The sequence below is a fragment of the Vibrio rumoiensis genome (assembly GCF_002218045.2).
In the GTDB taxonomy this organism is placed as follows: Bacteria; Pseudomonadota; Gammaproteobacteria; order Enterobacterales; family Vibrionaceae; genus Vibrio; species Vibrio rumoiensis.
Map to the genome: position 1 here is coordinate 732,721 of NZ_AP018686.1, position 19,318 is coordinate 752,038.

Here is a 19,318-nt window from a genome sequence, read left to right on the forward strand (position 1 = left end):
TATTGTCGTCTTTAAGTGACAAACCTTAACATAAATACAACGAAATTATAGCCTTATCGCCGTCATAAATAAGGCATAGCAGCGATACTCTAGGCTAGCTACTCGCTTTTTCTAAGCACTGTTCCGCAATCAACTGAAGCAAAAAAGTTTCCCGTTCTATCGACATGCCTTTTTTAGCACTTAATTCGATGGTTTTTAAATTATGTTCAATGGCTTCATGAATATTAATCCAAACTGGCTTCATACCATTATTGACTTCATGGGATTCAAACCGCGTTTCACCAAGCGCTCTATCCACAACGCAGGTATAGCAGTAAGACAGCATGTGTATTACATTGGCCTCATCCTTGTTCCAGGGGCGAAACTCTTCATAACAACCAAACGGTTCAATATTGCGAATATTTTGTGCACCCGTTTCTTCTTCTAACTCACGAATCATTCCTGCTATTTGCTCTTCCCCATCCTCTAACCCACCACCAGGCAAGCTATAATCGTGATAACGCTCTGTATAGAGCAACAGAATATCGTCACCTTGCATAGCAATCGCACGGGTTGATAAACGCTGTATAACAGTTTGAAAAGACAACGCTTGAACATCAGGGTGAACGGTACTACGTAATAATTTCATGAATAACAGTATCTCTAATAATTAAGTTGACGCACACAATAACAATTTATTCACTAGCGAAATTGACGACAGATTCAATACACATCGCATCATGTCGCCAAAATTCCAAGGCACAATCAAGTAATAATCCATCTTGGTTATAGCGCATTTTCTCAACCAGTGTAGCAGGACTACCTGACGTAGCACGTAGCGCCTGAGCAGTTGTGCTCATTAACGAGGAAGCCGTGATTCGATAACGGATGCATTGATATTCTTGCTGATACTGATCACGATACACGTCAATTAAAGAAGCGTTTAAGTCATGCTCAAGCAGATTAGGAAATAAGGTAGGCTGAACATAATTAGTCACAAAAGCGACAGGACGTTCATCTAAATAACGCACACGATCAATACTATAAACATGACTAAAAGGGGCAAGCTTTAATAGCTTAGAAGCGAACTTATTCGCCAACATAGATTTCGCAGTAATTAGTTTTGTATCAGGCTTCCGATGCTGTGCCAAAGCCATTGCTGAAAAGCTCAAAGCTTGGTTAGGATCATAAATTAAAGGCTCTGGTGAAATAAACCATCCTCGACGATCTTCACGATAAACCTTACCTTCAGCTTCCAATAAAGATAATGCTTCTCTCAATGTCACTCTCGTGGTGCTGAAAGATTCCGCAAGCTGACGTTCGGAAGGTAACTTTTGTTTAGGCATTAAAAGGCCAGACTCTATTTGCTCTACAATCGCCTCTTTAATCTTCACATACTGCATTGGTTGCCCCATTACCCTGAATGACATTATTGATATTTATACAAATTCTATCATGCCCTATTTCGGTTGCTTTTAAAAAATTAAAAACGCCTCATACGAGGCATGAGGCGTTTTATATTATTTACAATTTTAGCAATGAAAAAGCTTTTACTTAGTCACAAGCCACAATGCATGGATCATCGCAGGGAAGAAGAAGAAAAAACACAATACGATGTTGATTAGAAAATCTTTACCTAGACCACATTTCAAAAATACCGCAACTGGTGGTAATAGTACGGCTAAAATAATCGCAACTAGTTTATTATCCATTCGAAATCTCCTAGAGTTCAATAAAGTACTATTATCAAATAGTTAAGTTGATATATCTACTAAAATCAACTTTATTGCATAATTTTAACTCTGCTCAGACAGAAACTTTATACGATTGACCAACTGTGCGTCATTTTAACACCCGCCCCTAACATTAAACAGACTGAACAATATTTTTCTAACGAATCAGAAACGGCTTTTTCAATTTTATCCGCGTTCAATTGGTCACCTTTTAACTCAAAGTGGATATTCATCTCGGTGAATAACTTTGGTGCGGTTTCTCGACGCTCTGCGGTTAGTTTCGCGATACAAGACTCGATCTTCTGCCCCGCACTTTTGAGACTATCAACCACATCAACAGAGCTACAACCACCGGCCGCCATTAATACCATTTCCATTGGTGAGAAATAAGTACTGTCACCACTTGCCATTATAATCTCTTGATTTTTATCTGTTTTACCAACAAATTTTAAATCTTCAATCCACTTAACTTCTGCTTTCATAACTCAATAATCTCGATAAAATGCATTTTTTAACAATCTGATTATATCCGTATATGACAGATAAGAAAAATCCATACCGAGGAATAGCTTTTCATGTTTGGTAGTAAGAAGACGTGTAACTACTATTGAAACTTAGAAAGAAAAGCCTATTGAACAAATCGGTAGCAGATTGCTACTAAACCGCGTCTGGCATTGAGCAACAAATCGAGCAGGAAAGCTTGTATGAACTTTGGCAAACTTGAGCAAGATTCTGGAAAATAAATGCAACTTAGTGCATCATTGCTGAAAAAATCAGGGTGTCGCATCTATGATCAAAGAATGGGAAGGAATAATCAAAGTCACTGGAGCTGTTGGTTTAGTAGGGTTGTTATTCGCCCTGTTAATGCGACACTTCTTTAGTGAGCAAATTATATCTTTACTCGGTTCGGACAGAGTTTTCTTCATAATCATAGCACTTGTAGCTATATTCTTTATTTTAATGATAATTGCTCTATTGAATCGTTCAAGTTCAGTAAATGAACCAAACAACACTACGAGTCCGACCAAGAAAGAGGTAATTGTCACATACAGAGACAATGCTAATCACAACGGAGACAATAAGTTCTAATTATGGCTCAATCGATTAGTGTCACTTATGAAAATGAAGCTCAACACAATGGCAATAATATTTTTGTTCAACTTACATCGTTGGAGCAAGCTATTGAGCAAATCAAAACTAACTTAGGCGATTGTACTGAATCTGTTGCAATTATTGAGGATTTAGCTGATTACATCACGGATTTTCCTTCTCGTGAAGTTATCGGTCTTGAGAAGAAACTTGATAATGGCGGACGGAAAGAATTAAAAGACCGCGCTGTTCTACTCAAAAGTCGCTTCGAACGGAGAGTTGCTAAAAATCAGATGTCTTTATCCGAACAACACGTTTACATACAAATTCTTTCTGCTATTAGCACTATTTGGCACTCAAAAATAGCTCCACTAATAGAGAACAACGCTGCTACACACCAAATAGATCAGACTATATTTGATGAATTGGTAGAACCAATACACAAAGCAATTGTGAGATATGATACGCTAATAACAACCGATTTAGTTAGTGGTATGCTCTACTTCCTGACTGGAAAGTGTCATATTCAGTGGAGCAAGCAATGTTAATGTATCATCCAGCTCAAGATATAAACCACTGTTTATATAGATTAATATTAATATTGGAATTATCCGAGAAAGACTCAATCAACATCGAAACATATCGTGTCATGGATTTTTATACACTTTTCCCTCACCTATTAAAGATGATAAAACCATTACCCAATGAATTACGTTCATATCGAGAAGCTTTCAATAAAATCAAAGAACCTTTTGAAGCGATAAAAAACACAAAGAGAGTAATGTTTGAGTTGGAAAACTTCCAGTCAATTTGTATTCAAAACCTGATCGCAAAAGGGTTACTGGATAAAAAATCTTTCACAGATGGTCAGTTAAAGATTAATAGCGCAAACATACCAAAATCCTTAAAAGATTCAATTAACAATTCAAAGTTGTCCGATGAATGTTGGTTCAAGGCCATAATAAATCACCTTCCTGATATTTCATTCAATGGAAAAAAAGGATTGAAAGCTCGTTCAGGACTTATGGAATTTAGATATGATTTGGAGAAATCATGAGTTTATCAAAGCTATTTATAAATAGATTAGTGGTGCATGGTTCTGGGAAAATTGTCTACGATCAAAAGTTTCACCTTGGCGTCAATATTATTAGAGGGAAAAATGGCACAGGTAAATCTACGATTATGGATTTGCTCAATTATGGACTTGGCGCTGAAATTACAGAATGGACTGAACATCAAATACAATGTGATTGGGTTGCACTGGAAGTAACTGTTAATGGTCATATTGCGACCTTAAAAAGAGATATAACCCCTACAGGTCAAGAAAAGGTACTGTTCTTTGATGGAGAAATGACATCTGCTCTTAAAGACCATGAACGTTGGACCAGATACGGAATGCGTAGAAGCGGCGACACACATAGCTTCTCTCAGCACATGTTTGAATTGTTAAATATGCCTCGCCATCAAACTGATGACAGTAAAAATTTAACCATGCATCAGATTCTTCGATTAATCTACGTTGACCAACTTTCTGCTCCACAAAAGCTTTTAAAAGAAGACACTAAGTTTGACAATTTGACGATTCGAAGAGCTATTGGTGAATATCTTTTAGGCATTGATACTCTTGACGCATATAACTTAAGACAGGAATTAATTGAAGCAAACAGAGAATTTGAAAAATTCAATGCCGAGCTAAATTCCATTTATAGAATGTTTGGTCATAGAGAGAACTTAGTTAACTTATCGTCGCTAAATAACGATATTGAAGCGGTAAAACAAAACATTGTCGATTTAGAAAATAAACGCTTAGAAATAAAGAGCACACCATCAGCCGAGGTTTCGATAGACACATCCAAACGAATTAGAGAGCTTGTATCTAAAATTGAAGAACTATCGAATAAATTGAGCAAATATTCAGCTAATAGATTGGAAACACAAGTAGAGCTTAATGAAACAACGCTATTCCTTCGCTCATTGGAACAACGTAAATCGGCTCTTGGCGAGTCTCAGGTAACATATAACTCCCTTGGTACTATCACTTTTAAATACTGTCCTTCCTGCCTTGAACCATTGGAAAGTGCAGGTAGTGATAATTGTGGTCTTTGCAAATCACCAAAACATAATTCAGAAAAAGACTTTGCATATTCACAACTACTTAATGAACTCAACTTTCAAATCAGTGAAAGTAAAAAGTTAATTAAAAGCTTTGAGGATGATTTATTAACAATTGACTCTCAAACTCCTTTAATAAAACAAGAACTAAATGCACTAAAATCAGAGTTAAAAGAAATAAACTCATCAACTGATGAAAAAGAGGCAGAACTCCTTAAAATATCAACCGAAATAGGCTTTAAACAAAGCCAAGTCATTTCATTAGAAGAGAAGCGAGAACAAGTATCTAATGTAGATAACCTACAACGTAAAAAAGTATTAGCACAGAATAAGATCAATGAGCTTCAAGAAAAATTAGATACGATATCGGCTCGGCAAGAGCAAAGATATGTCTCTGTTTATGAGGGTATTGAATCAAAGGCCAAAGAGTTACTAAAAGCTGACGGTGGCTACGAAGGTGCTTTTGATGATCCAGATGACATCGTTTTTGATTTTTCTAAAGACAAAATGTATGTGAATGGAAGAAACAAATTTTCTGCAAGTTCAATGGTAGTGCTGAAGAACAGTATAAGATTCTCCATATTCTCTCAATCTGCCGATGATTCTTACTCTCGCTTTCCTAACCTAATCCTCATGGATAATATAGAGGATAAAGGAATGGTTGTTGAGCGAAGTCAGAACTTTCAACGCCAAATGGTCGAGGTATGTAATACCATCAAAAATGACTTCCAGTTGATATATACCACTTCTATGATCGCCAGCGAATTAGAAGGTACAACAATGTGTGTAGGTCCTTTTTATGAAAAAGGCTCTCATACGCTTGAGTTCTGATTACGGTAGAGTGCTACTTAGAAAAATCTGAGTAGCACGATTAGATAAACGATGATCTTACTGTAACTGCAATCACTTTTTGAAATACAACATTAACAAGCCTATGTTAAATTACTAAAGAGTAACGATCTCCATTGATGAAACAATTGTACTATCGCCTGCGCCAAAGGTAATTTCTCGTTTTTATCAACTTTACCAACGAATTTTAGATCTTCAATCCACGTTACTTCTGCTTTCATCTTGCCTGAACCTACAACACATAATGATAGTTATCATTTTAACATTAGAACCGAGATTCCGCAGCCAATTTAGGAATAAACTGCTTCATACAGAACACCAAGAAGCTTAAGCAGCCGAGTCTGATGCTCTTGAACACCCGTTATGAAGCTTTGGCCGCCAAATTCGAGTGTGTCGATACCTTCGAATTTTAAGAATACCCAACGTGCCGTCGGTTTAGTTGTCGTCTTGTTCTTTACCATGCTAGGAAAGAATTCCTCGGTCTTAGTGAGACTCTCTCGGATTTTGTGCTCTAAGCTTGCGTAGACGAGTAGGCTCAGCGTCATGATCATCAGTAGTGCCTCGATTCGCTGAGGTTTCTTCAGGAAAATTGATGATGTTAAGAACTCAGGGCTTTTCAAAAAGCGAAAGCCGCGCTCGACCTTTTGCTGAGACTTGTAATGTTCAAGCAATGCAACCATTGTTAGGTCGGTGTTGTCAGTATCGTTGGTGGCGAGAATAAACATACCTACTTTAAGCTTGGCCAGTTTCACCTTTTCTAGATCGGTATAAGGCGTAGCATCTATCAAATAGTGGTATCCCGTCGGCTTTTCATCTTTCTTCGGCCGACCACGACCTGAATAAATTGGCTCTTTAACGATGGTTGATTGCGCGAAGCCAAGCAAATGACACTGGTTGGCGAAGTCGCTCATTGCTTGCTCGGCATCCACTGCGCAAGCAAACTGCTTTTTCTTTAGTTGTCCCAGCGCTTTCAGCTCTTTGGTGATATTTTTGTCTAAGTTCTTATAAAACGTTACCTGTTCTCGCTTGGTTGCTTGTTCACTATGAATCAACAGCCACTTCTGAGATACCGAGCCATAATCAGCGTCAATCCAACAACCCGAGTAGCCATTGCCGATATGGCTCAGCTGCTCTGGCTCAAGGTTCATTAAGGCCTCTTTGGCTGATTTAATGGTCATTGGAACACGCGTAATAAACTTCTGTTGTTGCTCATCCAGTGAACGAATGCTCTCTTCGGTGTATAAAGCGGCATCGGCGATGAAGTAGCGACTGTTTTGAGCTGCCTTCAGGCAATGAATATGCCGTTTAGTGACTTCTGAGAATGCCTTAGCATCATTGGTGTTACCACTAAGCGCTTGCATGTAAACAGGCAGGCCAGCTTGATTTTCGCAAATCAACTCAAGGACCACTTGATTTAGCTCTGGACGGTGGTCTCGGCTGTAGCCTTTTACCAGCTTGATGGCATTAAGATCTTCGTCCTGGGCGTATTCACCATCGACATGGAAGCTAGTGATATCAAGGTGTACAGAGTCTGTTTTAAGTCCTAGCTTATCAACGACATGCTCTGCAATCGCTTGATAAAGTGCGGAGACATCTGCTTCATATAAAGCATCTAACGTGCGTCCGAGTACATCGTCCGTTAAATGGTGAGCTTCAATATCTTTAGCAAGCAACTTGGCAACAGGCTTCGTCTCGAAGAAGTCAGAAAACATATGCAGCGTTCTGCTGTGAAAGCCAAGACCATTGAGAATCATCGCCAAGACCGCATCGCCATGTGAAACGTTATGATCCGAGTACTTGGGAATGATGCGATCAATAATACCAGGTAAACCGATTTCATGGCAGAAAGCAGCGATCAGCCCTAAGTGATCTAGGCGTTTAATGACAGGTTGAGCAGCAGACATAATAAAGTGACCGTTAAATAACAGTAATAGATCAAAACTGGGGATCGCGGTCAAGAGGTCTGTCGCACTAACATTTGTAAACGATCACTGGATCACATTGTTTTAATTCTGAAATTGGCTGCGGAATGACGGTTAGAAGCAAATTCATGACTTCTTTAAATTAACCAGAGATGGCTAATTTCTATTATTTTTCGATAATGAACGAAGCTCTACACACCTATGATATTCAATCAGATAACAGATCTTCTTGCCATTGATTATAAAAAAATATAGGGATGTAGTATTGCACCTTACGCACTGAACTACTCCTTTACTGTTCTCGTTATAAACCAATAAGACATATACATTGTGCACCTTTTCAGCAAACTTGGAAGATAACTGGGCAGCGAAAATTCTTTTGCTATGTTGTGATGCATCACAAAATCAAATCATGTTCATTTAGACAGTATCCCTTTGTTGCATAATGAATTTGTAGTCACAGTCTGTGGGGGTATTGAGTATGAGAAACATGACTTATGTTTTCATGACAGAAGAAAGTAAAGTTATTGATGCTAATGAGTTTTTAGATACTACTGACGAAAAGATACTGTTCGAGTTACGAACTGATATTGCTAAAAATCGAAAAACCACCCCTGTTGTACTGTGTAATGTCTGCTTTCAACCTGTTTTATTGAAAGGCACACCTCAAAGAACTAAATACTTCGCTCATGTAAAAGACTCTGAAGATTGCCCAATTAAGACCACTACAAACCTTACAGCCGAGGAAATCCTCGCTATGAAGTATAACGGTCAAAAGGAAGGTCGGCTTCATCGGGAAGGGAAAGAAACTATAGCCCAATACCTAAGAGCGGATAGCCTGTTTCACAGTGATGTTCATGTTGAAAAGACGTTCAGAGAAAAACATCCAACTGGCATAGCCAAACGCTGGCGCAGACCTGATATCTCAGCAACGTTGCTCAAAGACTCGCGTGAGGTTGTTTTTGAACTTCAAGTATCAACAACCTTTCTCGATGTCATTATTAGTCGTGAGCAGTTTTACAAGGAAAATGATGCCTATATTACGTGGGTGTTCCTTGATTTTGACGCTGAGAAGTTTACGACTCTTGATATCGCTTATGCCAACAAAGCCAATGTTTTTGTGTTGGATAACGAAGCAAAACATGAGTCAGATTTGAATGGAAAACTTGTTTTAAAATGCTACTACCGTCAACCATTTATGACCGAAGACTTAAACATTTCTCATAAGTGGGTTCATGAACTCGTTGACTTCTCAATGCTCAACTTTGATGAGTTAAATAAGAAAACATATTTTGTCGATACTGATGCTCTTAGAGCAGAAGTCATCAACAATATAAACGACGAAAAGCGTAGGCAACACCTCGAACAAGAAGCAAGAGAAAGAGCTAAACAAGAAGCACTGAGACAAGAACGAGAAGAACAGAAACGACTGGATAAACTTGCACGATCATACTCTCACTTTCAGACTCCAAATCATTACAAAGAGAAGGCTCATAGAAGTAAACATCTTTCCCAAATCCCCTCTTCTGCCAAGTCATTGAATGGAACCTTGATATGCAGAAAATGCATGAACATAGGAAAACCGAAGAAAGTTGGTAGACTTACTGTTTGTGGGCGATGTGGTCATGAACTTGCTTAGTTTTCAATGTGTAAATCTGTCGATACAGACCACTTAGTGTCAATAGGTTACATTTTATGATGCATCATAGGTGTCAATAGGTCACAAAATTAGTATACTCATCTAAGTAATTGAGGAGGTTTTTATGTCAGTATCTCAGCAAGTGACCAGTTATATAATGCATCAGCGATATGGTCGTGTTTTTACGCTTGATGATTTCATGAAAAGTTCAAGTCTTGAATCAAACCGAGCTGCAGTCACTGCGTTCAGTCGCTGCGTTGAAATGAAATTAGTCAAACGTCTATCTCGTGGAGTCTATTACAAGCCCCAAAAGAGCCGTTTTGGTACTCTGCCTGTTGATACACAAGAACTCATCAAAGCACTCAGCAGAAAAAAACATGCTGAATATGTAGTGTCAGGTGCAGCTGCAGTGAACTCTTTAGGCTTATCTACGCAACTCCCAATGGTCAGGAGTTATTTAATGACAGAGCGTATCAGAGCTGATCTTAAGTCCGTCAATATCAAAATTGAATATAGTAAAGCACTTGATCATTTTTCGAAGCACCTAAAAGTCAGTGATAAAGCACAGAAAAAACAGGCTTTTATTTTTTGGAGTGCACTACATTACATAGGCAAGGATCGATTCTCTGATTATAGAAGTAAGTACATTTCACGTTTTAACAAAACGTTGAGCAGTAATGTTAGAGAAAAATTCTTGCAAGCTCTTCCGCCATCAATGAATTGGGCAAAAATTGAATTAGGATGTTAAATTGAGCAAATATTTAGAGCTATCTGCTTCTGAGAAACGTGAAGCATTATTGGCAGCAGAAGAGCAGCATGTAAGTAAACTTCCTGCGTACATAATTGAAAAAGATTATTGGGTTACACAGACTTTAAACATTCTCTACACTAAGATTGCACCTACTTTTTCTGAGAAATGTGATAAGCCATTTCTCTTTAAAGGTGGAACGAGTCTTTCTAAAGGTTACAGCCTAATCAATAGAATGTCTGAAGATATAGACCTATCTTTTTCTTTAAACCTTCTTGAGTGTAAACCTATTGACTTAGAGGAAGTAACCGGTAGGAAAGCCAGACAAACCGCAGCTATAGCAATCGATACAAAAGCTGAAGAGTTAATAAAGCAACAGCTCATTGACCAACTTACTGAACATTTACAAGCTCTGGATACAGGAGTCAAAATTGAGATTGAATCTGATGCACCACTCAACATCGCCATATACTATCCTAAAGCTCTAAACGAGGATGAATATGGAAGTTCTGCTCAACAAAGAGTTTTGCTCGAAACTGGTGGGCGTTCTGATAATCAGCCTGACAAATTGATTGAGATTAATCATATGTTGGGCGAGGCTATACCAGATCTTTTAGATGATGGTTTTGATGTTTTAACCTTGTCTCCTGAAAGAACAATTTTAGAAAAGATGTTCGCAATACACACGAACCATGTGAAAGAGTCCTTAGCTGATAAACATGCTCGACATCTTTATGATATTGTCGAAATTGATTCGAAATTCCCAGAATGGTGTACAAATAGAGCTTTGTTCGAAGTTGTGGTTAACTTTTGCGATGTCTACTACAAATGGCACGCTGATTCATGCTCATCAGCTTTGAAGGGACCGTTAATGCTTGTCCCTCAGAATCAAGACATGACGGATAAGTATAAACAGGATTGGGAAAGCATGGCTGATATGTTCCCTAAAGCTGAACTGCCCTATTCATTCGAAGATTTAATAGATAATGTTAAGTCGATTGAAGCTAAGGCAAATGGTAGCTTCTACGCTTGATCTACCATAGAAGAAATTTTAACTACCTACCTTTAGCTTATTCTTATCTACAATATAGCCACTCGACTGAGTGGCTATTTATCATATTTATATCTGAGACATTTTCTGGTAGTGATCACTGTAACCTGTATCTTCGAAAATGAACTTAAGTCCATCTCTAAACGCCCCATAATCAAACTCTTTGAAGTCAAAGATATTCTGTCCAAGTGAATGTGATTCACGGTTTATGTATCTAATGAACGCTTGATATTTGACTTCTTGAAGCTCAGGTTTTTGCATCACGTTGCTTAGATCTGACTTTTGAACGAAGTTGAAGAAATACTCCACCACGTTGCGCATACAGTTTGCAATCAATGCAGGTGGTTGATTTTCGTCATTTATCACAGACCAGTACGATTGATAGTCATTCTGCACTTCTTCGTAATTCATGGTGTCGATAGTCGTGCCTTTCATATTCTTAGACAATCTGAATAACGATTGATTTGCTTTTCTTCGTTTATGATTTGCGTCCACCAGCTCATAGAAAAAATACAAGCTATGCGTCAGCACAAAAACTTGTTCCAAGTTTTTTGAATTGAAGAAGTCATTTTTGATGAGCTGACCGATGTTATAAACAAATATATGAGAAAGGCTTGATACTGGATCGTCAATCACAGCAATTTTCTTAACATGAGCTTCATCTGCTGTTTGTTTGCCACGAAACAGTTCTCTGAAGTACAAAAAGCTTATAATCATCTTTTCACCTTCTGACAACGATAAAAAGATTGAACCTTCAGAACCAGACCTTACAAGGCGATACAGTTCATCTCCACAACTCTCAATATAAAAGTCAGTTATGCCAATATCAGAAAGACCTTTGTTGATATTAATTATTGATTCTTCGATACTTATCGTTTGTTTCTGATACTTAACTCGATCTTCTTCCAGACTTACAATCTCAGAATCTACAGTATTTTTACTTGCCGTTAGTTTTTTAATTTCTGCATTACCATCGCTTTCAATGGTATCAAAGCTCTTGATCGTCTGATCGTACTCCCAACGAACAATCTGCCAGAACTCATTTTTAATTTTCTGTAATTCATTACTTGAATTGGCAATTCTTTGATTATGAGCACCAATGCTTTGGTTTACCTGTTCTACATACTGGTTGAATGATGTTACATGCGCACTAAAGCCTTCCAATTCAACCTTAATGCTTGGAGTGTGTTCTTTTTGTTCAATCTTGCGTAAGTTCGAGTTTAGTATTTCATGTATTGACGAATGTGATTCTGTCATCTCAGCCAACTTATCGGCTGCAAATGGAGTAATTTTGTATGTTTCTAAGTCAGTAAAGGAATCGACTATTTTTTTGTATTTGATGAGGATATTGCTGATTTTTGTTTTACTTTCTTCATAAGATTCATCAAAGTAATCTCTAATCTGCTTTATTAAATCGGCTGTAATCGTTTTGGATTGGCAAAAAGGACATGTATCATCCTCGATGTTGTCGAGATATTGAAGCCCATCACTTACCCAATCGGAGTTGTTTAACTCTGTGATCAGCTTTGCAACAGCACTATCTTCATTACCTACAATGACCTCGTTCAGTAGTTCTATATCTTCTACTGATAGTTCAGATAAAGTGATTTTGGGTAAAACGGAATGAGTGGTAGCTTTATCGCCATTTATAGCGGCAACGTCTTCTTTGAGCTGGTCAATCGTTTTCTTAGGCTTCACGGAAGCTAAAGGTATAGAAGCTAAATGCTCAAATAGTGTTTCTTTCTTACCCATTAAACCTGAGAGACAAAACTCAAGAACTCGATCACCACCAGAGTAGTTTTTCTTGATATCCCAAACGACCTTTTGTGCTTTTTCTTTGGCTTTAGATATATCACCTTTTTGCTTCTGGATCTTATCTCGATACTTTTCACTGTCGATGTTTTTTTGATCAAGTTCTTTCGCTATTTGTTCAATCTTTTCTTTGGCTACCTTATTCTCTTTTGAAAGACTGAATATTCCATTAATTGTGTCTTCTGTGTAAAAGTTATCTCTTATAAATCCCTGATTATAAACAAGAACTTTTGAACCATCATCAGTATGCGAACATTTGTGGTATTTTCCGTCACATGGTTTGTAAAAGTAGTTAGAGAAAGTGCTTTTCCCCGCCCCGTTTAAGCCATAGATTATGTTCACTTTCTTGTCTGTATTGAGCGATGTTGTGTTTCGATAACTTGCTACATCACCAAGGTTTATTTGTGTAATCATATTCTGCCTATACCAACTGGGAATTGAACTCATTAGTTATATTGATTTGAAATAACCTAAATCATTGGAAAATTAAGGCACTTTCAACCAAATTCCCACTATATACGTAGTTGATATTCTTTACTTTGTTAGAGAACACAATTTCAACCACAGATTAAGTTTCAAAATTAATCTGAAACAACTTGGAATGTTGATAGGGTTTAACTTAAGAAGGAGCAAGGATAGATAGAAACGCAGGGAGAAATGTATCTAAAATGTTAAATTTCAGCTCTACCCGCCAATTTCCATTGGACTTGGCGCAGCTTTACCGCCATTGCCATCCATCACAACAGAGTGACCAGACTGTGATTCACCAATGAATTGAAAACCTTCTACCCATTTTACTTGTGCTTGCATCTTTCTTCTTCCAATAATATCAAAGACGTATTAATACTTTTTAATGATTGTTTGGCCAATTGGCGCAAGTGAGATCACCGCTAATTTAATATGTTGAATTCCAAATGGAATACCGATGATCGTTACAAAACAAGCTAATGCTGAGGTTAGATGGCCTATAGCAAGCCAAACACCTGCAAACAGAAACCAAACGACATTTCCTAGTAAACCTAAAAAACCAGTACCAATATCGTCTTTAAACGTTAATTCGTTCCGTTTTACGGCTTCTTTACCAAATGGAAAGAAAGTAAATGTTCCAATAACAAAACAAGATTTAGCCCAAGGAATGCAAATAATGCTCACAATACAAATCAAGCCGGCTAACCACCAAAATAACCCCATGAACACGCCACCGAGTAAGAACCATAAAATATTACCAATTGTGCGCATCTAAACCTCGTTATTTATACGTTGAAGCGAGCACCCTATTGACTCGCTTTCACACATCATTTCAAATTAATACCAAATCCAATAAGGAACTGCTCTAAATAATGATTAACCAGTAAGGACGTTATCTTCTGGATATTTCAATAAAGTTGGCTTTGGTTTTGCCAACATATAGGCCAATGTCAAAGGACCGATACGACCAATAATCATAATCACAACCATAATGTATTTACCGGGTTCAGACAATTCAGCCGTCAACCCTGCTGATACACCTACGGTTGCAAATGCTGAAATAGTTTCAAACATCACCACACTAAAACTGGCTTTTTCGGTAAGCATTAATAAAAACATCGATGCCGTTAAAATAATACCGCTCACCACAATAATCGCTAATGCTCGCGTCACTTTTGGCCAACTAACCGTTCTGCGGAAGATCACCGCATGTTGTTTTTGTCTTAAAAAAGACCAAGTAGCAACAATAGCGACAACAAACGTTGATACCTTGATACCGCCACCAGTAGAAGCCGAGCCTGCCCCGATCAACATTAATACGATCATGATAAGCAAGGCTGGCTGCGTCAATTGGCTAATATCAACACTATTAAAACCAGCTGTACGCGCCGTCGCAGATTGGAAAAACGCCGCTAACCACTGACTGCCTTCCGACAAATGTCCCATGGTGGCAGGGTTATTACGCTCCAACAACCACAACATAACGGTACCAAACAACAATAACGCTGGCGTTGCCGTTAACATAATCTTGGTATGCAAATTAAAACCACGAAACCCACGGCGCCAATTCGCACTCACATCGGTAATAACAGTAAAACCAATACCGCCAATAATAAATAAACCCGCAAGTGGAATCACTAACGCCGGATTGCCCACATAACCCATGATACTATCGGAAAACAATGAAAAGCCTGCGTTATTAAAAGCGGATACGGCATGAAATAAAGAATAGTATAAGCCTTTTCCCCATCCCATTTCCGGAACCCAGGTAAAGGCCAATATGGCCATGCCAATTAATTCCGCGACGCAAGCAAAGATAATAATCTTAATCACCAACTTTTTGAGGTTAACATTTTTATCTTGCCCCAGTGCTTCTTTCGCAACCGCTTGTTGCTTTAAGCTGAGACGAACACCGAAAATATACAACAAAACGGCCGATAAGGTCATTTGTCCCAAACCACCAATTTGCATCAACAATAACAGCAATATTTGGCCTTCAATCGTAAAATGCTGCCCAGTATCAACCACCCCTAGACCGGTTACACTAATTGCGGAAGTAGCGGTGAATAGCGCATCAGTGAATGACAAACCGGATACAGAAAAAATGGGTAACGTCAGTAATATTGCCGCTGGCACTAAAATCGAAAGGAAACTGCCTAGTATAATTTTCGGTTCAGACCAACCTTTCTTTTCACCATCTTGTTTAATGGTGAATACTGAACCTCGAGTTTCTAATAGTTTCATGGTCGACCCATTACATAGACTTCATTCGATGAACCATCGATTCTTGTGGCCCAATAATGAACAGAATATCGCCCATTTCAAGCGCAGTGTCGTACTCAGGTGAATCAATAATTTCCGAACCACGTTTAATCGCAAGCACTTTCATTTCAGGGTCTTTACACAAAGATAAATCACCCAATTTCTTGCCCATATTTTTAAGCGCAATCACAATTTCACTGATCGCTAAGCCACTGCCGATATCATGAAAATCAAACACGCGTCGATCTAACATTTTACGTGCGACACGAATGCCCATATCTCTTTCAGGTAAAATCACATGATCCGCACCAATCTTCTGTAAAATCTTAGCGTGGAATTTATCGTTCGCTTTCACCCAAACATTTTTTGCACCCAACTCTTTAACCACTAAAGTGGTGAGAATGCTCGCATTAACATCAGAACCAATTGCCACCATCACCATATCGTATTCTTCAAGCTTTAATTCTTGAGCGGTTTCTTCATTGGCACAATTCGCTACAATCGCATTCGTCGCGATCGAGGAAACATTTTTCACTCTCTCTTCATTGATATCGATCGCCAGGACTTCCGCACCCGCATCACATAATTCTTCACAGACTGAGCGCCCGAAGCGTCCTAATCCAATAACTGCAAATTGTTTAATTGAAGATTTCATATTTTGATATAGCCTTTCAAATCACTGAACAGTAAGCACAGCTGAAAATAATGAAAAAGATCGGCAAACACTACCAATTATTTCTTTAAACACCAACTTATTATTAATCAAAAACGTAAACCGTGCTTGACCTCGCTTAATTTTTTAATAACTCATCATTAAAATGTTTATATTTTGTACCGCATTAAGCCAATCAATAGATAGCACTCTTTGAAATAAAAGAAAGATTGATGCTATTAATGATAAAAGTGGGAATAAACGAGAATATTTGTTAGCGTAACCAACCATTAGTCATCGTTTCACAGGCCGCCATTTTGAAAGCATTTTTCGATAGCATTTATAATTTTCTCACAGAACATTCTTATAATTGGGCGACCGATTTAATTGCCATTGGTCTGTTCAGTTTCGTCGTTTGGTTAATTTGGCGCTTTGTATACTCTCGCCTTATCAGTATTACTGATCGCACGGCTTTACAGTGGGACGATGTCATCGTTCACTCATTACAAGCACCTGTTAGTACCTTAATATGGTGTTGGCCAATGCTGATAGGTATTGGTGTTTTACTCGAAGATTTATTAGATCGTTCAATTAGCTGGATTTACACTGTCCAAATTCTAATGTGTATTTGCTTGATAGTTTGGACCTTATTCAGACTCGTCAGCAATGTCGAATTAGTCGTATTGCGTAATAATAAACGGGATGAAACCACCGTTCACGCTCTGTCTAAAGTCGTTCGCTCTATTATCTTTGTTATCGGCGCAATGACTGTCATGCAAACTTTAGGCTTAAGTCTTTCTGGTTTGCTAACGTTTGGTGGTGTCGGTGGTTTAATTGTTGGTCTAGCAGCCAAAGATCTGCTATCAAATTTCTTTGGTGGAATGATGGTCTACCTAGATCGTCCTTTTAAAGTCGGAGACTGGATTCGCTCACCAGATAGAAATATCGAAGGAACGGTTGAAAAAATTGGCTGGCGCATGACGATAATCAGAACCTTTGATAAACGTCCTTTATACGTGCCTAATGCGATTTTTAGCAATATTGTGGTAGAAAACCCATCACGAATGCACAACCGACAAATCAATGAAATCATTGGCTTACGCTACGATGATGCACATAAAGTCGATGCGATCATTAAAGACGTCCGCGAAATGGTGACCAATCACCCTGATATTGACTCTCGCCAAACCATTATCGTTAACTTCAATACCTTTGGTCAGTCATCATTGAATTTCTTTATTTATGCTTTCACTAAAACCGTTGCTTGGGTACGCTTTCATGAAGTCAAACAAGATGTTTTATTGCAAGCGCTAAAGATTGTGCATAAACATGGTGCCGATGTGGCATTTCCGACACAAACGCTGCATATGCATTCTGTTTCGCCAGAACCGGACACAATACATAACCCAAATACACAACAAACTAATGAAAGCTCAACTCATGAGAAAGCGAAGCTTTCAATCAAAATGAAATAATATTATTTTCGTAAAAAAGCATTTCTTCTCGTTAATCAATAAGCGAAAAGAAATGCTTTTGTTTCGTACGGAATTTAACCGACTAAGTTCAAAAACCCTAGTACCACAATTTTTGTTTCACTAAAGAATCCATCACCTGATTGACCGCCTGTTCGGTGATCTCAACCATTTGATCAACATCACTGGTTGTGGCGACTAATGGCGGAGCAAACCCTAAAATATCCCCATGTGGCATCGCTCTAGCAATCAATCCTCGCTCTAAACAAGCTGCCGCAACTTGTGGCCCAACCTTTAAGCTAGGATCAAATTGAGTACGGTGATATTTATCTGATGAAAACTCCAAACCATGCAACATACCTACACCACGGGTGTCACCCACCATCGGATGGTCGGCAAATTTAGCGTGCATTTGTTGTTGCAGATATTGCCCAACCACTCGACTATTTTCCACCAGCCCTTCGCGTTCAATAATATTCAAATTACATAACGCGGCGGCGGCTCCCATTGGATGTCCCGAATAGGTATAACCATGACCAATCGCCCCCCATTGGTCAGTTCCATCTTCTAAAACCGACCACACTTTTTCGCCAATAATCACACCCGATAATGGCAGATAAGCCGAAGTAAGCCCTTTGGCGACCGTCATAAGATCCGGTTTCATTTGATATAAATCCGAGCCAAAGTTCACCCCCAAGCGACCAAAGCCACACACGACTTCATCGGCAATCAATAAAATATCGTATTTATCGAGCACTTTACGAATTGCAGGCCAATAACCACTTGGCGGCGGAACGATTCCCCCTGTACCTAAGACTGGCTCGGCAATCATAGCGGCGACGGTATCGGGGTCTTCTTTTAGAATCTGAGCTTCAAGTTGATCGGCACATAATTGAGAGAACTCCTCTTCACTCATATTATCCACTTCACGGCGATAATAATAAGGCGACATCGTGTGTTTAATACGCTCAAGCGGCAGATCAAAATGCGCATGAAAAATCGGCAATCCAGTCATAGAACCAGACGCAATACTGGAACCATGATAACCACGCTCACGGGAGATGACTTTTTTCTTCTCAGGCTTTCCTCGAGCATTATTGTAATACCACACCAATTTAAGCTGTGTTTCATTCGCGTCACTGCCCGATAAACCGTAGTACACCTTGCTCATACCCTGTGGCGCCATTTTTAAAATCCGATCAGAAAGCTCTATCAGTGCCTCATTGGTGTGACCTACATAGGTATGATAATACGCCAGTTTCTTCGCCTGTTCATAAATAGCATCGGCCATTTCCTCACGTCCATAACCAATGTTGACGCAATATAAACCGGCAAACCCATCCAGTAATTCAATGCCCTGTGAGTCGGTGATCTTTAGCCCTTTGGCCCCTGTGATGATACGACCAGGTAACTCTCCCGCTGCGTATTGCTTTAAGTGGGTGGAAGAGTGAAAAATGCTTTCGCGGTCGGTTTTTAAAAGTTGTTCGGTTGATTTAGTCATCTCTTTTCTCCTTTCAATTCACTCATCAA

General features: G+C 38.7%; 18 protein-coding genes and 1 pseudogene. 8 read left to right on the top strand and 11 right to left on the bottom strand.

Annotation, left to right across the window (positions count from 1 at the left end):
- Positions 1 to 94 precede the first annotated feature (94 nt).
- The 4 genes from VRUMOI_RS15790 to VRUMOI_RS15805 all read right to left on the bottom strand — a co-directional run bounded on the left by VRUMOI_RS15790 (position 95) and on the right by VRUMOI_RS15805 (position 2,194).
- Entirely contained in the window at positions 95 to 628 is a 534-nt protein-coding gene (locus VRUMOI_RS15790; protein WP_089140385.1) for an NUDIX hydrolase, read from the bottom strand.
- Between the two features lie 46 nt (positions 629 to 674).
- Positions 675 to 1,382 (bottom strand): phosphonate utilization transcriptional regulator PhnR, encoded by a 708-nt coding sequence (gene phnR, locus VRUMOI_RS15795; RefSeq protein WP_089140386.1) that lies wholly within the window; start codon positions 1,380 to 1,382, stop codon positions 675 to 677.
- A 147-nt stretch (positions 1,383 to 1,529) separates the two neighbouring features.
- On the bottom strand, positions 1,530 to 1,691 hold the full coding sequence (locus VRUMOI_RS15800) for a YqaE/Pmp3 family membrane protein (protein WP_089140387.1): 162 nt from the start codon (positions 1,689 to 1,691) through the stop codon (positions 1,530 to 1,532).
- Positions 1,692 to 1,798: 107 nt separating this feature from the next.
- Positions 1,799 to 2,194 carry an OsmC family protein gene (locus tag VRUMOI_RS15805; protein ID WP_089140388.1) on the bottom strand — a complete coding sequence of 132 codons (396 nt, stop codon included), beginning with the start codon at positions 2,192 to 2,194 and terminating at the stop codon, positions 1,799 to 1,801.
- A gap of 307 nt (positions 2,195 to 2,501) precedes the next feature.
- Here VRUMOI_RS15805 and VRUMOI_RS15810 point away from each other — a divergent pair, with 307 nt between their 5' ends.
- The 4 genes from VRUMOI_RS15810 to VRUMOI_RS15825 are packed head-to-tail and all read left to right on the top strand — an operon-like array spanning position 2,502 to position 5,744.
- Positions 2,502 to 2,801, top strand: a complete 300-nt coding sequence (locus VRUMOI_RS15810) for a hypothetical protein (protein WP_038151902.1) — start codon at positions 2,502 to 2,504, stop codon at positions 2,799 to 2,801.
- Positions 2,802 to 2,803: 2 nt separating this feature from the next.
- Positions 2,804 to 3,349 (top strand): ABC-three component system protein, encoded by a 546-nt coding sequence (locus tag VRUMOI_RS15815; RefSeq protein WP_079859494.1) that lies wholly within the window; start codon positions 2,804 to 2,806, stop codon positions 3,347 to 3,349.
- Positions 3,343 to 3,858 (top strand): ABC-three component system middle component 5, encoded by a 516-nt coding sequence (locus VRUMOI_RS15820; protein ID WP_069540689.1) that lies wholly within the window; start codon positions 3,343 to 3,345, stop codon positions 3,856 to 3,858. The genes VRUMOI_RS15815 and VRUMOI_RS15820 overlap by 7 nt, the downstream gene beginning before the upstream one ends.
- Positions 3,855 to 5,744 (top strand): ATP-binding protein, encoded by a 1,890-nt coding sequence (locus tag VRUMOI_RS15825; protein ID WP_089140389.1) that lies wholly within the window; start codon positions 3,855 to 3,857, stop codon positions 5,742 to 5,744. Before VRUMOI_RS15820 ends, VRUMOI_RS15825 begins: the two co-directional genes overlap by 4 nt.
- 308 nt (positions 5,745 to 6,052) lie before the next feature.
- Here VRUMOI_RS15825 and VRUMOI_RS15830 read toward each other — a convergent pair whose 3' ends face one another.
- Entirely contained in the window at positions 6,053 to 7,666 is a 1,614-nt protein-coding gene (locus tag VRUMOI_RS15830; RefSeq protein WP_089140390.1) for an IS1634 family transposase, read from the bottom strand.
- 508 nt (positions 7,667 to 8,174) lie between these two features.
- Here VRUMOI_RS15830 and VRUMOI_RS15835 point away from each other — a divergent pair.
- The 3 genes from VRUMOI_RS15835 to VRUMOI_RS15845 all read left to right on the top strand — a co-directional run bounded on the left by VRUMOI_RS15835 (position 8,175) and on the right by VRUMOI_RS15845 (position 11,104).
- Positions 8,175 to 9,323 carry a DUF6035 family protein gene (locus tag VRUMOI_RS15835; protein ID WP_069544682.1) on the top strand — a complete coding sequence of 383 codons (1,149 nt, stop codon included), beginning with the start codon at positions 8,175 to 8,177 and terminating at the stop codon, positions 9,321 to 9,323.
- Between the two features lie 124 nt (positions 9,324 to 9,447).
- On the top strand, positions 9,448 to 10,071 hold the full coding sequence (locus VRUMOI_RS15840; protein ID WP_069544681.1) for an AbiEi antitoxin N-terminal domain-containing protein: 624 nt from the start codon (positions 9,448 to 9,450) through the stop codon (positions 10,069 to 10,071).
- Between the two features lies 1 nt (position 10,072).
- Complete coding sequence (locus tag VRUMOI_RS15845; protein ID WP_089140391.1) at positions 10,073 to 11,104, top strand: nucleotidyl transferase AbiEii/AbiGii toxin family protein; 1,032 nt, start codon at positions 10,073 to 10,075, stop codon at positions 11,102 to 11,104.
- 87 nt (positions 11,105 to 11,191) lie between these two features.
- Here VRUMOI_RS15845 and VRUMOI_RS15850 read toward each other — a convergent pair whose 3' ends face one another.
- From VRUMOI_RS15850 to VRUMOI_RS15870, 5 genes and pseudogenes are all read right to left on the bottom strand, one after another.
- Complete coding sequence (locus VRUMOI_RS15850; protein WP_089140392.1) at positions 11,192 to 13,348, bottom strand: AAA family ATPase; 2,157 nt, start codon at positions 13,346 to 13,348, stop codon at positions 11,192 to 11,194.
- 279 nt (positions 13,349 to 13,627) lie between these two features.
- Positions 13,628 to 13,744: pseudogene (locus VRUMOI_RS15855) on the bottom strand (OsmC family protein); the annotation flags it as partial.
- A gap of 30 nt (positions 13,745 to 13,774) precedes the next feature.
- Positions 13,775 to 14,173, bottom strand: coding sequence for a YccF domain-containing protein (locus VRUMOI_RS15860; RefSeq protein ID WP_089140394.1), 399 nt, complete (start codon positions 14,171 to 14,173; stop codon positions 13,775 to 13,777).
- Between the two features lie 105 nt (positions 14,174 to 14,278).
- Positions 14,279 to 15,646 (bottom strand): TrkH family potassium uptake protein, encoded by a 1,368-nt coding sequence (locus VRUMOI_RS15865; RefSeq protein WP_089140395.1) that lies wholly within the window; start codon positions 15,644 to 15,646, stop codon positions 14,279 to 14,281.
- A 10-nt stretch (positions 15,647 to 15,656) separates the two neighbouring features.
- Positions 15,657 to 16,319, bottom strand: a complete 663-nt coding sequence (locus tag VRUMOI_RS15870) for a potassium channel family protein (RefSeq protein ID WP_089140396.1) — start codon at positions 16,317 to 16,319, stop codon at positions 15,657 to 15,659.
- A gap of 314 nt (positions 16,320 to 16,633) precedes the next feature.
- Here VRUMOI_RS15870 and VRUMOI_RS15875 point away from each other — a divergent pair, with 314 nt between their 5' ends.
- A complete protein-coding gene (locus tag VRUMOI_RS15875; RefSeq protein WP_089140397.1) occupies positions 16,634 to 17,791 on the top strand; it encodes a mechanosensitive ion channel family protein in 1,158 nt (385 codons plus the stop codon).
- Positions 17,792 to 17,888: 97 nt separating this feature from the next.
- Here the strand turns inward: VRUMOI_RS15875 and VRUMOI_RS15880 are convergent, their stop codons facing one another.
- Complete coding sequence (locus tag VRUMOI_RS15880) at positions 17,889 to 19,289, bottom strand: aspartate aminotransferase family protein (protein ID WP_089140398.1); 1,401 nt, start codon at positions 19,287 to 19,289, stop codon at positions 17,889 to 17,891.
- Positions 19,290 to 19,318 lie beyond the last annotated feature (29 nt).

Bases quoted from the DNA above. Each gene is read 5' to 3' on its own strand.
- VRUMOI_RS15790 (WP_089140385.1), bottom strand. From the start codon at position 628: ATGAAATTATTACGTAGTACCGTTCACCCTGATGTTCAAGCGTTGTCT.
- phnR (WP_089140386.1), bottom strand. From the start codon at position 1,382: ATGCAGTATGTGAAGATTAAAGAGGCGATTGTAGAGCAAATAGAGTCT.
- VRUMOI_RS15800 (WP_089140387.1), bottom strand. From the start codon at position 1,691: ATGGATAATAAACTAGTTGCGATTATTTTAGCCGTACTATTACCACCA.
- VRUMOI_RS15805 (WP_089140388.1), bottom strand. From the start codon at position 2,194: ATGAAAGCAGAAGTTAAGTGGATTGAAGATTTAAAATTTGTTGGTAAA.
- VRUMOI_RS15810 (WP_038151902.1), top strand. From the start codon at position 2,502: ATGATCAAAGAATGGGAAGGAATAATCAAAGTCACTGGAGCTGTTGGT.
- VRUMOI_RS15815 (WP_079859494.1), top strand. From the start codon at position 2,804: ATGGCTCAATCGATTAGTGTCACTTATGAAAATGAAGCTCAACACAAT.
- VRUMOI_RS15820 (WP_069540689.1), top strand. From the start codon at position 3,343: ATGTTAATGTATCATCCAGCTCAAGATATAAACCACTGTTTATATAGA.
- VRUMOI_RS15825 (WP_089140389.1), top strand. From the start codon at position 3,855: ATGAGTTTATCAAAGCTATTTATAAATAGATTAGTGGTGCATGGTTCT.
- VRUMOI_RS15830 (WP_089140390.1), bottom strand. From the start codon at position 7,666: ATGTCTGCTGCTCAACCTGTCATTAAACGCCTAGATCACTTAGGGCTG.
- VRUMOI_RS15835 (WP_069544682.1), top strand. From the start codon at position 8,175: ATGACTTATGTTTTCATGACAGAAGAAAGTAAAGTTATTGATGCTAAT.
- VRUMOI_RS15840 (WP_069544681.1), top strand. From the start codon at position 9,448: ATGTCAGTATCTCAGCAAGTGACCAGTTATATAATGCATCAGCGATAT.
- VRUMOI_RS15850 (WP_089140392.1), bottom strand. From the start codon at position 13,348: ATGATTACACAAATAAACCTTGGTGATGTAGCAAGTTATCGAAACACA.
- VRUMOI_RS15860 (WP_089140394.1), bottom strand. From the start codon at position 14,173: ATGCGCACAATTGGTAATATTTTATGGTTCTTACTCGGTGGCGTGTTC.
- VRUMOI_RS15865 (WP_089140395.1), bottom strand. From the start codon at position 15,646: ATGAAACTATTAGAAACTCGAGGTTCAGTATTCACCATTAAACAAGAT.
- VRUMOI_RS15870 (WP_089140396.1), bottom strand. From the start codon at position 16,319: ATGAAATCTTCAATTAAACAATTTGCAGTTATTGGATTAGGACGCTTC.
- VRUMOI_RS15880 (WP_089140398.1), bottom strand. From the start codon at position 19,289: ATGACTAAATCAACCGAACAACTTTTAAAAACCGACCGCGAAAGCATT.